Origin of the sequence: Cerasicoccus frondis, from assembly GCA_031296915.1 — a bacterium.
GTDB lineage: Bacteria > Verrucomicrobiota > Verrucomicrobiia > Opitutales > Cerasicoccaceae > Cerasicoccus > Cerasicoccus frondis.
This window is the reverse complement of sequence record JAVDPC010000001.1, coordinates 105,116-117,167: the sequence shown is the minus strand read 5'-3', so window position 1 is coordinate 117,167 and position 12,052 is coordinate 105,116. Positions and strand designations below refer to the sequence as shown.

General features: G+C 56.2%; 8 protein-coding genes. 4 read left to right on the top strand and 4 right to left on the bottom strand.

The annotated features are described in order from the left end of the window. Window positions 1-16 precede the first annotated feature (16 nt). Complete coding sequence (locus RBB63_RS00505) at window positions 17-1,306, bottom strand: 3-deoxy-D-manno-octulosonic acid transferase (RefSeq protein WP_309380003.1); 1,290 nt, start codon at window positions 1,304-1,306, stop codon at window positions 17-19. Window positions 1,307-1,419: 113 nt separating this feature from the next. On the opposite strand from RBB63_RS00505, the gene RBB63_RS00500 reads away from it, so the two are divergent. The 4 genes from RBB63_RS00500 (at window position 1,420) to RBB63_RS00485 (ending at window position 8,259) form a co-directional block, all read left to right on the top strand. Beyond that, the gene (locus RBB63_RS00500; RefSeq protein ID WP_309380002.1) at window positions 1,420-4,254 is read left to right on the top strand and encodes a M16 family metallopeptidase; all 2,835 of its coding nucleotides are present in this window, start codon (window positions 1,420-1,422) and stop codon (window positions 4,252-4,254) included. A gap of 50 nt (window positions 4,255-4,304) precedes the next feature. Then, window positions 4,305-6,314: a heavy metal translocating P-type ATPase gene (locus RBB63_RS00495; protein ID WP_309380000.1), complete on the top strand. Its 2,010-nt coding sequence runs from the start codon at window positions 4,305-4,307 to the stop codon at window positions 6,312-6,314. 45 nt (window positions 6,315-6,359) lie between these two features. Beyond that, window positions 6,360-6,821 (top strand): hypothetical protein, encoded by a 462-nt coding sequence (locus tag RBB63_RS00490; RefSeq protein ID WP_309379999.1) that lies wholly within the window; start codon window positions 6,360-6,362, stop codon window positions 6,819-6,821. Between the two features lie 64 nt (window positions 6,822-6,885). Beyond that, window positions 6,886-8,259: a sulfatase family protein gene (locus tag RBB63_RS00485; protein ID WP_309379997.1), complete on the top strand. Its 1,374-nt coding sequence runs from the start codon at window positions 6,886-6,888 to the stop codon at window positions 8,257-8,259. Window positions 8,260-8,612: 353 nt separating this feature from the next. Here the strand turns inward: RBB63_RS00485 and RBB63_RS00480 are convergent, their stop codons facing one another. The 3 genes from RBB63_RS00480 to rny all read right to left on the bottom strand — a co-directional run bounded on the left by RBB63_RS00480 (window position 8,613) and on the right by rny (window position 12,031). Next, on the bottom strand, window positions 8,613-9,425 hold the full coding sequence (locus RBB63_RS00480; protein WP_309379995.1) for an alpha/beta hydrolase: 813 nt from the start codon (window positions 9,423-9,425) through the stop codon (window positions 8,613-8,615). A gap of 1 nt (window position 9,426) precedes the next feature. Continuing rightward, a complete protein-coding gene (locus RBB63_RS00475) occupies window positions 9,427-10,428 on the bottom strand; it encodes a 3'(2'),5'-bisphosphate nucleotidase (RefSeq protein WP_309379993.1) in 1,002 nt (333 codons plus the stop codon). Between the two features lie 67 nt (window positions 10,429-10,495). Further along, window positions 10,496-12,031, bottom strand: coding sequence for a ribonuclease Y (rny, locus tag RBB63_RS00470; RefSeq protein ID WP_309379991.1), 1,536 nt, complete (start codon window positions 12,029-12,031; stop codon window positions 10,496-10,498). Between the last annotated feature and the right edge of the window lie 21 nt (window positions 12,032-12,052).

Below are 12,052 nucleotides of genomic sequence, written 5' to 3'. Positions count from 1 at the left end.
CGCCAAGGACGACACCTTACCGGTCTAGTTTCGCAATGATGCCCGCGATGACCCGATCTGCGGCGCCTCTGTTTTTCGTGTGCCAGCGTTGGGCGGATTCTGTCATGGCTTTACGCTCTGCGGGCTCGTAGAGCAGCGTGAGAATCTTCTGCTTGGCGTCGTCAGCATCTACTGCCCGACGTGCAGCCGACTCCGCTTCCAGTGACTGACAGACTCGGCGGAAATTGCCCATTCCCGGACCGTAAACGATGGGGAGACCCAATGCAGCGGCCTCAATGGGCGTCTGGCCCTCGGTATGCGGGGGCAGGCTTTTGCCGATGAATGCAACGTCTGCCGCCTGGCTTAGCATCGCCAATTCGCCAGTCGTGTCGCCCACGTAGATATCCAACGACTCGGGCGCATCCTTTGTCTCAGTGCGGAAAGCGAATGAAAATGCGAACTGCTCCAAGTCGCGGCGTATTTCTTTCCGGCGCTCAGCGTGACGTGGGATGATGAGCAGGCGGGTGTTAGGATTGGTTTTCCTAATTTCCTGTAATGCTTGCGCCAGCATGATTTCCTCGCCTGGCCAGGTGGATGAGCCGAGTAGAATTAGCGCATCGGCAGGGAATCCCAATTCCATGCGCAGCTTTTGGAGCTCGGCTTCATTGAGGAGTGGTTTGACTTGAACGTCGAACTTGATGTTGCCGGTCGTTTCGAGCCTCGATTCCTGAACGCCCAATTGGGCAAAGCGATCAGCGTCCTGACTTGAGCCAGCGTAGACCGTGTCCAATTGCGTAAAAACCCATTGAGCGAGGCCGCTGACTTTTTGGTAACGCTTGAATGAGCGGTCGGACATACGGCCGTTGATGAGCATCACTGGCACATTTCGCTTTTGTGCTTGTTGTAAATGCTCCGGCCACAAGTCACCTTCCATTAGGATGGCGAGATCGGGATCTATACGCCGCCAACTTTTTTTTGAAAAAAGAAACCAATCGATGGGAAATAGGCCAACCTGTAGGCAACTCTTACCGTAGTGTTCACGGGCTAGTTGGTAGCCAGTACTCGTGGTCGTCGTGAGGACAAGCTCGATGTCGGCGCGCTGGCTAAGCCCATCGATAATCGGTTGCATGGCGCGAATTTCCCCCACACTGACGGCTTGTATCCAGATGCGTTTGACGCCGGGATCAGGCCGAGGGAGGGGGGGGATGGCTCCGAAGCGATGACGCAAATCCTTCCCATACCCGCCGCGCTTAAGCATGCGCGCGCCATAATACGGCAGCGCCAGCAGCAGCATGAAAGGGAAAAGTATGCGGTAAAGGATGATCATCGTTACGGTAAAAGACGCTAAAAGGGGAACTTGATAACGTCCTGGGCGTCAAAGGAAACACAAACTTTTTGGCCTTGGCTTGTGATCCAGGTCTGTGCGTGAATATTTCCTTTATGCCAATTCTCAAAAATCCCATTCTCGTTGCCTTAATTGGCTGGTGCGCCTTGAGCATTGGTCTGATCGCCGATGAACCGCAAGCCAGCGATTTGCCTGCCGATCAGGCTGTAACCTTTGGTCAGTTGGACAACGGCCTGAAATACGCGATCATGCCTAATAACGAACCGCCTGGCCGCGTGAGCTTGCGGCTCTTGGTTGAGGCCGGTTCGTTGCAGGAGACGGAGTCACAGCGTGGTTTGGCCCACTTCCTGGAGCACATGGCTTTTAACGGTTCTGAGCACTATCCGCCCGGGGAACTGATCGAATACCTGCAGCGCCTGGGGATGAGCTTTGGCGCCGACACCAACGCGCACACCGGCTTTGACGAAACGGTCTATAAGCTTGAGCTGCCGGAAAACACGCCTGAGCTCTTCCACGAAGGCATGCAGGTTTTGCGCGACTACGCTGGCAGTCTGTTGCTTCGCGAACAGGAGATCGATCAGGAGCGCGGCGTTATTTTAAGCGAAAAGCGCGATCGCGATTCGGTCGACTACCGTACTTTTATCGCGTATTGGGAGTTCTTGTTCCCCAAGGCGCGCATGCCGCAGCGTTTTCCAATCGGCCTGGAGGAAGTGATTAAGGAAGCCCCGCGCGCGGAATTCGTGTCATTTTATGAAACCTGGTATCGCCCCGATAATATGGCGGTTGTCGTAGTGGGTGATGTGGAGGTTGAAAAAACCGCTCAAGCCATTCAGGCGATGTTCGGCGACCTCGTTAACCCCAAGTCGAGTCTTCCTGAGATTGACATGGGCGAGCTCACCACGCCGGAGCTTGAGGTGTTGCTGCATTCCGAGGCGGAAGCGACATCCACCGAAGTCTCCCTGATGACGCTGCGTGCCTATCACGGTGATCCCGACAGCCGTGCGGTGCGGGTCCGGGATTTAATCACCAGCGCCGCTAATCGCATTATCACGCGACGCTTGGAAATTCTGGCTAAAAAGGAGAACGCGCCCTTCACCTCTGGCAGCGCCTACTCGTGGGATTACCTGGACTATTTTGAAATCGGCGGCCTCGACCTGACCTGCAAGCCAGAGCAATGGAAAGACGCCGTAACCGTCATTGAGCAAGAGTTGCGGCGTGCGCTTGAGCATGGCTTTACCGACGCCGAAGTCGCCGAAGTGAAGGCCAAGATCATCAACGATTACCAGGAGGCCGTTAAAGCGGCGCCGACGCGAAAGTCACGTGACCTCTCTGCCGGACTGGTGCGCAGTTTATCGCGTGCACAGGTTTTTACGTCGCCAGAAACGGATCTCTCCATTGCTGAAGAAGCAATGGCGCAGCTTACGCCAGCTACAGCGCAGTCCGCTTTGGAAAAACTCTGGGATGGTGGTGGCCGCTTCCTATTTGTCAGCGGCAACCTCGAGCTGGATGACGCGAATACACAGTTGAAGGATGCTTTCGCCTCAAGCGCGCAAACTGCTGTCGAAGCACCTGCTGTCGGTGAAGAATTATCTTGGCCGTACACCGACTTTGGTGAACCTGGCGAGGTCGTGAAAAAGGAATTCATTAAAGACCTCGGCATCTGGCAGGTCGTCTTCGCCAACAATGTCCGCTTTAATTTTAAGCAAACGGACTTTGAGGCAAACTCGGTCGGCGTGCTAGCTCGATTTGGCGGTGGCGAAATGTCCATGAAGCCCGAGCAAAAGGGCATCGCCACGTTTGCGAATATGGCGTTTTCCGCAGGTGGACTGATGGACCTCTCAGTCGATGAAATGGAGCGGGTGCTCGCCGGGCAATCCGTCGGCGGCGCTTTCTCTGTGGGTGAGGAAAACTTCACCCTCGCCGGCGGCACCACGCCCAAAGATTTGGAGCGTCAGTTGCAGTTGCTCACCGCTTACTTGACTGCGCCGGGCTATCGGGAAGAAGCCGCGCGTCAGGCGCGCAAGGCATACGACGAAATGTCCATTGAAATGGCGCGCACTGTCGAAGGCGTATGGAGCGATCAAGTCGGGAAGTTCATTGCTGGAGGTAATTTCCGTTTTGGCTTTCCAACCGAAAGTGACTTTGCATCGCAGAGTATGGAAAAGCTGCGTGAATGGTTGGAGCCCGCGCTGACGAAGTCCTACCTCGAAGTCAGCATCGTCGGCGATGTCGATTTTGAGACAGCGCTGCCCCTCGTCCAGAAAACAGTCGGCGCATTGCCCGAGCGGGAGGCCAAACAGGATCTCTACAAGTCCGAGCGCACCGGCGTCAATTTTCCAACGACAACCGATCAGCAGGTCTATACATTCGACTCCGATATTCCGCGCGCAATGGCGACGGTCTACTGGCCCACAACGGATTTCTGGGACATCAAGCGGACTCGCCGTCTCAATGTATTGGCCAGCGTATTTCGGGACCGCTTGCGCCTCGAAGTGCGCGAAAAGCTGGGGGAAGGTTACAGCCCCTATGCACGCAATAGTTCGAGCGAAATTTACGATAACTATGGCTATCTCTTTGGCCTGAACTTTGCGGATCCAAATAAAGTGGAGACTGTGGTCGACATCATCCGCGAGCTCGGGGTCGATCTGGGCAAGGGCAATGTCACGGAGGATGAGCTTCAGCGCTCGGTGTTGCCGATGGAGAAATATGTCGAAGAATACGTTCGCAAAAACAGCTACTGGCTCAGCCGGGTGCTTGCGGGCTCCACGGTCTATCCTCAGCAATTCGATTGGGCGCGGACATTGGCCACTGACTACAGCACAATCAAACTTGATGAAATCAACGAGCTGGCGTCGGAATTCCTCGGTGCTGGGCCTGGGCTCCCGATCATAATTAAGCCCGCCTCCGCCGCACCGGCTGGCGCTGAGTAGTGAATCGCATGGTTGCCATTTCCCTTTAAACCAGTTCGCTTATTGGTGTTATGGCTGACGAATTGCCCAATAGCTGTTGCCACACCGATGCCGCGCCCGGGGTAACGGAGGATGAGCGCGCGTGGACGATGACTTGGCTTAAGGTCGGCATCGCCGCCGTGATGGCCGGGCAGGGAATGATCTTTGGGCTCGGCCTGAACACTTCGGAAACACCACTCACGCGCGAGCAGGCCATCTACTGGGTATTGCATGGCGGGTTACTGATCTCCGCATTGGTCGTGTTGGTGCTCTTGGCGCCTCCTCTAATCCGGAATACATGGGCTGCCTTGCGCGAGCGGCGCATCACGGTGGAGGCCTTGTTCCTGATCAGCGCGCTTGGAGCGCTTGGCGCATCACTCACCGCAACATTGACTGGCGAAGGCTCTGTTTATTACGAGGTCGTCGCCATCGTGCTCGCAATTTACACCGTTGGCAAAACCCTGGGTTCGCGCTCTCGGGAGCGTGCGTTGGATGCCGTGCGCGAATTGCGTGACGCCTTCGATTTCGCCTATTTGGAGACCTGTTGCGGGCAGCGACGACGCATTCCGGTGGCCGAGCTCGCAGCAGATTCTGCGATCTCGGTTGCGCCTGGTGAGCCGATTCCCGTTGATGGCGTGATTCGCTCCGGAATTGGTGACGTCACTGACACCGCCGTAACGGGAGAACTGACGCCAACGCGACGTCAGCCTGGCGATCAAGTGTGGGCTGGATCATATTCGGTGGATGGCGCCTTTGTGATCGAGCCACGAGCGCTGCTGGGCGAGCGTCGGATCGATGGTGTGCTTGAGGCTGTTGAGCAGGCCCGCTTAAAGCCATCAGAGTTACAAGTTCAGGCGGATAAATTGATGCGCTGGTTCGTGCCAAGCGTCATTGCCATCGCGTCGTTTACGTTTATCGGTTGGGCCGCCGTCGGGCCATGGACGACGGCCTTGTTTAACGCCATGGCTGTGCTGTTGGTGGCGTGCCCCTGCGCTCTTGGGCTGGCAACACCGATTGCGGTGTGGAGCCAGTTGCTGCAATTCTCACGGCTTGGTCTCACGGTGCGGACTGGAGATTTTGGCGATCAACTCGCCCAGGCAGATCGGATCGTTTTTGATAAAACCGGCACCCTTAGCTTTGAGTCGTTGAAGGTGGAAGATATTGAAGTGTCGCCCGACTTTGCATCGCAAAGTAATGAGCTGCTGGCTGCAGTGCGTGATGTGGAAAGCCTGAGCCCGCATCCGGTGGCGCGTGCGCTTGCGCAAATCGAAGCGCCCGCATTGGACGTAGAACCCTTGGAGATCACTCAGCATCCCGGGCGCGGCGTCGATGCGCAAGTGCGTTTGCTAGGTGGTTCTGTTACGGCGCTGCGTATCGGTTCGCGCGACTTCGTAGAAGAGACTTTGGGTGGCGGATTGCTAACGCGCACGCGCAGCGCCAACAGTAAGCGCGAAGTCTTGGTGAGTGTAAATGGTCAGTGGGCCTTGGCTTTTGACCTAAGCGAACAACTGCGTCCAGATCTCGAACCCGCTTTGACGTCGTTACGATCACAGGGAGTTGCTCTGTCTATATTGACCGGTGACCCGGAACCCGTTCAACGTGAGTTGGCTGGCGTTGAGATCGACTTTGGGCTGAGTCCAGAGGAAAAGCTTGCGCGTGTGCGAGCCTGGCAAGCAAGCGGGGAGCGCGTGGTGTTTGTGGGGGACGGCTTGAATGACGCTGCCGCCATGAGTCATGCGGACGCCTCCATTGCGATGGGGCAGGGGGCGGACCTGAGTCGCGCGACATCCCCTGCGGTGCTGATGGGAGACTCGTTGACGCCGATTGCGCGTGGCCTGACTTTGTCTCGCAAAGTTCGCCGCGCGGTACGCGGCAATTTGTTATTTGCTGGCGCATACAATTTTCTGGGAATGGGTTTGGCGGCGGCTGGTATATTGCACCCTGTCGTCGCTGCGCTGCTGATGCTGTTTTCCAGTGTTGGCGTTTCGGTGAGGGCGGCGCGCAGCGCCCGCATGGAGCCTGTTGCCGCCGCAGCACAATAGGCATTGCGCGCGAACGTTATTCCGATAAGCTAATCTTTTTCTTACATGAGCCAATTAGTCCCCCCCGCAAGCGAAGAGCAGCCAGTCAGCGAAACCGCCGAGCCAGACACCACGCCCTGGATCGGCGTTGACTTGGATGGCACGCTTGCGAAATTCAATTCGTGGCGCGGCATAGGCCACATCGGCAAGCCGATCAAGGACATGATGGAACGCGTGCGGCGTTGGCGGGCAGAGGGCCGAAAGGTGAAGATCTTCACGGCGCGCGCCGCCCATGAGGAATACTTGCCGCCCATTCGTAAGTGGCTCAAGAAACACAAGCTTGAAGACATGGAAATCACGAACGAGCTCGACCCTTACGTGATCGAAATCTGGGACGACCGCGCGATTCAGGTGATCTCGAATACCGGTCAGATTTGTCGCCATCCTTCAGTGACCGCCCGGCCCAAGGCCCCATTACTTGAAGAGGCTTTTCCTCATGAGGGACGCCCGACACTGAGCTTCATGTGAAGCAAGGAAACTGGTTACAGTAGAATTTGTTTGAACCGCTTGAGCTTGGTTATTGATTTAAGGGATGACCAGTTCCGCTCGCCCCAATATCATTCTCATTAATTGCGACGATCTCGGCTATGGAGATCTTGGCTGCTACGGTTCTACGGTGAATCGCACGCCTGCTTTGGATCAGATGGCGGCAGAGGGCTTACGTTTTACTGATTTCTACATGGCTTCACCGGTCTGTTCGCCATCGCGTGGGGCGATGATGACTGGATGCTATCCGCCGCGCATTGGCTTTGGCGAATTCAATGGTCGGCCAGTATTATTCCCAGGTGATGACTGTGGGCTTAACCCGGACGAAATGACCATCGCCAAGGCGCTTAAGCAAAGTGGTTACAAAACGAAGATGGTGGGCAAGTGGCACTGTGGCGATCAGCCCGAATTTTTACCCACCGAGCACGGTTTCGATAGCTACTTTGGCATCCCCTACAGTAATGATATGGGACGCCAGTTCGAGGATGACAAGTATCCGCCGTTACCTCTGATTCGCGATCAGGAGGTCATACAAGAGCAGCCGGATCAAGCGGGTATTACGGAGCGTTACGTTGAGGAGTCTGTTCGTTTCTTGCGTGAAAATAAGGATGAGCCGTTCTTTCTTTATTTCGCCCACATGTATGTCCATGTGCCGATTTACGCGCCCGAAAAGTTCATGCGCGAGTCGCAGAATGGGCGTTATGGCGCCGGCGTCGAAATGATCGATTGGGCAACCGCCGCAATTCTCGATGAACTAAAGCAGTTGGGCATCGACGAGAATACCCTGGTCATCTTTACCAGCGACAACGGTTCACGCGCTCGAGGCGAGGGCGGCAGCAATGGGCCTTTGCGTGGGCATAAAGGGCAAACTTGGGATGGGGGACAACGCGTGCCTTGTTTGATGCGTTGGCCCAAGGGCATTCCAGGCGGCCAGACCACGAGTGGCCTCGCGACATCGATGGACTTCCTGCCAACGCTTGCTAAACTTTGCGATGCAAAGCTTGCAGAAGGTCGGATGATCGATGGCAAAGATATCTCGGTTTTATTGGCGGACGCCACTGCGGACTCGCCGAATGAGGTGTTCTTTTATTACTGGAAAAATCGCATCGAGGCGGTGCGCGATCACGAATGGAAACTGCATTTCTGTAAGCGAGATGAAGAAGGCGCGGTAGTAGAACTCTATAACCTCATCGAAGACATTGGCGAAACGACCAATGTCTTCGATGAGCACCCAGACATCGTCGCCTCACTCATGGCGAAAGTAGAGGCTTGCCGTGAAGACATCGGCGACAGTGAACTGGGCATCATTGGCGCCAACTGCCGCCGCATCGGTCGCGTCGACAACCCGGACACGCTCACGCATTACGATCCGTCACACCCTTACATCGTTGCAATGTATGATTTGAAGCAGCGCGGGTAGAAGGCAAGAGCTTCGGCATCTGCTCGGGGCTAGCGACCACGAACTCCGAATTTTTTCTCAGCGTGATTCGCTGGACTTGGAGCACGGTGAATAGGCCCTAGCTTCAGTGGACTGGTGCGGGTGCAAAACAAACTTTATGAGTTTCTCTGGGTTCACCCGCAGTATAAGGGTGAGTATTAAGGCGCTCGGTTGGCCTCAAAAAAGGCACATGGTCGTTTTCAAAAACAACCGCTCGGTTGTTGTGCAAACATAGCATAAGGCTTTTTAGCGAAGCGCCTAGATTGGTGGGCTAGCCTGGATAGCGTCTGAGAAGCTTGTTGCTTGCTTCACCTTTCTGCCTGTAGCGGCTGATCCTAAAGGCGGTTCTTCAACCAACTGAGGAACGCGGGCCCCCAAGGGTGATTATGAGCCAGTCCAATGCCGTGGCCGCCTTTTTCGTAGATGTGTAACTCGGCGGGGACGTTGTTTCTGCGCAACGCCTGGTAAAAGGTAATGCTGTGCTCGGGCACAACCACCATGTCTTCGCTGGTGTGGACCATGAAACAAGGCGGCGTGGTTTCATTCACTTGGCGCTCTGGTGAAAGTGCGGCGACAAGCTCCATATCCTCCGCCTTATCTCCCAATAAATTTTGGCGGGAACCGAGGTGAGCGTAGGGTTCAAAAATGGAGACGACGGCGTAAATAGGAGCCGCAAAATCCGGGCGGGAACCGAGCTGATCGATTTCGTCGTCGACCATGCCTTCCTTGATTGGTTTCATCGTGGCGGCGCAGGCAGTCAGGTGTCCACCGGCGGAGAAACCCATGATGCCGACTTGCGTCTGATCGACACCCCATTCTGCGGCGTGGTAACGCACCATGCGGATCGCGCGCTGAGCATCGATCAGTGGCACAGGATGCCGGTAAGGCGAATAACGATACTCCAAAACGGCGGCTAAGACGCCTTGGCTGCTCAGAAAGCGCGCCACGCGATGGCCTTCGTGAGCAATGGCCAGATGCCCATAACCGCCGCCCGGGCAGACGACCATCGCTTGACCGGTGCGGTGTTCCTGACTGGGCAAATAAACCGTGAGGCGGGGCAATCCGGGGAGGGCCTCATCCGCAAAGGGAATGTCTTTTTCCCAGAGCGGAATGGTAACGGGTAAGCCCGTTTGGAGGATGTCGTGCATGCTATTTGGGGGCGTACTCGTCTTGGGTCTCTGCGATTGCCTGCAGGACGAAATCATGGATGTGGAGATTGGTGGCGACGACGCCCTGATTGAGGCTCAGGGTTTGGCCTTGGCCGAAATCGAGTGGTTGGCCATTAATATCCGTCACCCGTCCGCCCGCTTCCTGAACGGCGAGCATGCCTGCCGCGTGATCCCAGATCTTCTCCTGGTAGCCGGGCCGGGTCGGTAGGCGTAAATAGACGGAGGCGTCACCACGGGCGACTGCGGCGTATTTGCACTGGCTGTCCATGCGGACGGATTCCGTTGTAACGCCAAGCTTTTCGGCGATCGCTGCGGCCCAGTCGTGCTTAGAGTGTCCACTTTCGACGGACTCGCAAATCGTCGCCAGAGCTGGGTTAAAATTATCATCCACGACCGCGCCGGAAATCATTTTGCCAGCCATGTCGTAGATTTCGGCGCCATGGCCTTTTCTTGAAACCAACAGGCAGCCAACTTGGCCATGTGGCATGTCGAGAATCTGGGGCAGGGCGGGACAGCCGAGCACACTCAAGACAACTTGACCGTCTTCGATGAGCGCCAGAGCCACGGCATACTGATCTTTCCGGAGAAAACCTTTGGTGCCGTCAATCGGGTCCAGCGTCCAAAAACGTCCGTCCTTGCCGCCATAGTTGCCTCGGTCAATCGCCTTGATGACGCTGCCTTCGTTCGCAGTTGGGTCAATGGCCTGCACTTCTGCGACAACCTTAGCCCGTAGCTCAGCCTGGGCGTCGCCAGACAGCTCAGTGGCGTCTTCCTCGGCAACCACAGGGTCGTTTGGAAAATGCTTGGCCAGGTGGGCTAGCACGATGGCTTGGGAGCCGTAGTCGGCAATCGTTACCGGAGAGCGGTCTTCCTTTTGCGCGGAATCGCCAGCGCCAAGCTTTTGGCGGACATTCTCGCAGAGCTCGCTGGCCGCAATGACGGCCTCAATGGCGGCCGCTTTTTCTTCGTTCCAAATTTTCATAGCAGAGTTATTTGCTGACGTAGCTTACGCCCAAAGACCGCAATGAAAACCTTAAATCAGTAAGAATTTACTTCGCTGTTTCGACGAAGCGGCTTTCGCGAATAACCGTGACCCTGATCGTACCGGGATATTGCAGCTCTTCTTCGATACGACGGCGAATGCTCCGGGCCAGCCGACGGGCTTCCTGGTCGTCCATCCGGTCCGGCTCTACGATGACTCGGATTTCCTTGCCCGCCTGCACGGCGTAGGCTTCCGAGACGCCTCCCATGTCACGGGCGATGTCTTCGAGGCTACGGACGCGCTGCAGATAGCCCTCCAATGCATTGGCGCGCGCGCCTGGGCGGCTGGCTGAAAGTGAGTCCGCTACACGCAGCAGGCCCGCATATACGCTGGTCGGCGCGATTTCATCATGCGATGCGGCCACGGCGTTGACGACGCGCTCGTCTTCGCCATAGCGCTTGAGCAGCATGGCGGCGCTGGAGGCGTGGCTGCCTTCATAGTCGTGGTCAATCGCCTTGCCCAGGTCATGGAACAAGCCGCAGCGCTTCGCAATATCGGGGTCCAGGCCAAGCTCGGACGCCAGCAGCGAGCAGAAATACGCCACTTCGATTGAGTGCTCCAGCGTGTTTTGATTGTTGGAAAGCCGGTAGTGCAGCTTACCCAGCAAGGAAACGATTTCCGGATGCACGCCATGAAGACGCAGCTTGAGCAGCGAGCGTTCGCCGAGCTCGATGACGCTGTCTTTGAGCTCATCGCGAACTTGGGTCACGGTGTCTTCGATGGAAACCGGGTGGATGCGGCCGTCCTTAATGAGGCGCTCCAGAGCGATGCGGGCAATTTCGCGACGAACGGGATCAAACGACGAAACGAGCAGGGTGCCGGGTGTTTCATCGATCATCAGGGTAACGCCGGTGCAGGACTCGATGGCGCGAATGTTGCGGCCTTCGCGCCCAATCAGGCGGCCCTTCATGTCTTCATTGGGCAGGTCGACGAGGGTGGCGCTGATCTCATTCGGCGGCGTAGCCGTGATGCGCTGCATGACGTCGATTAAAATTCTTTGCGCTTCACGGCGGTAAGCCTGCTCACTTTCCAGCATTACTTCGCGTTTGATTTCCTGCACGGCCTCATCATCACTCGAACGAACTTCCTCGCGCCAGGCTTCCTCCGCTTGCTCTTTCGTCAGGCCGTTGATTTTACGCAGGCGATAACGGTAAGCGTCGCGATAGCGCTTCACGCGGCGCATTTCTTCGGCTAATCGTTTGCTGGAAGCAACTTGCCGGTCTTCACGATTGATGACCTGCGTTTCTTTTTCGAGCGTGGCGTTATCGCGATCGCGCAGCTCATTTTCGCGCTGTCGCAACTGGTCTTCGCGCTCGATGATCTCCTTTTCCAGATCCTTGCGGCGGACCTGTTGTTCTTCGAGCAGCTCTAGTTTCGTGAGGCGGGTGGATTCCTGAGCGTCGCGCTCGACTTTTGCCAGCTTCTCTTGGTTTTGCTGCCGTTCGCGTTTCAGTTTTTGGCCGAGCAAAGCCCAAATCAAGCCACCAAAAACGAGCGCTCCTAGTAGGAACGCAAAAAAAATCTGCGAAGTTAGATCAAACATGCGAGGTTTGCCAGCAAACCT

Excerpts from the sequence above, each read along its gene's own strand:
- RBB63_RS00505 (WP_309380003.1), bottom strand. The coding sequence starts at position 1,306 with ATGATCATCCTTTACCGCATACTTTTCCCTTTCATGCTGCTGCTGGCG.
- RBB63_RS00500 (WP_309380002.1), top strand. The coding sequence starts at position 1,420 with ATGCCAATTCTCAAAAATCCCATTCTCGTTGCCTTAATTGGCTGGTGC.
- RBB63_RS00495 (WP_309380000.1), top strand. The coding sequence starts at position 4,305 with ATGGCTGACGAATTGCCCAATAGCTGTTGCCACACCGATGCCGCGCCC.
- RBB63_RS00490 (WP_309379999.1), top strand. The coding sequence starts at position 6,360 with ATGAGCCAATTAGTCCCCCCCGCAAGCGAAGAGCAGCCAGTCAGCGAA.
- RBB63_RS00485 (WP_309379997.1), top strand. The coding sequence starts at position 6,886 with ATGACCAGTTCCGCTCGCCCCAATATCATTCTCATTAATTGCGACGAT.
- RBB63_RS00480 (WP_309379995.1), bottom strand. The coding sequence starts at position 9,425 with ATGCACGACATCCTCCAAACGGGCTTACCCGTTACCATTCCGCTCTGG.
- RBB63_RS00475 (WP_309379993.1), bottom strand. The coding sequence starts at position 10,428 with ATGAAAATTTGGAACGAAGAAAAAGCGGCCGCCATTGAGGCCGTCATT.
- rny (WP_309379991.1), bottom strand. The coding sequence starts at position 12,031 with ATGTTTGATCTAACTTCGCAGATTTTTTTTGCGTTCCTACTAGGAGCG.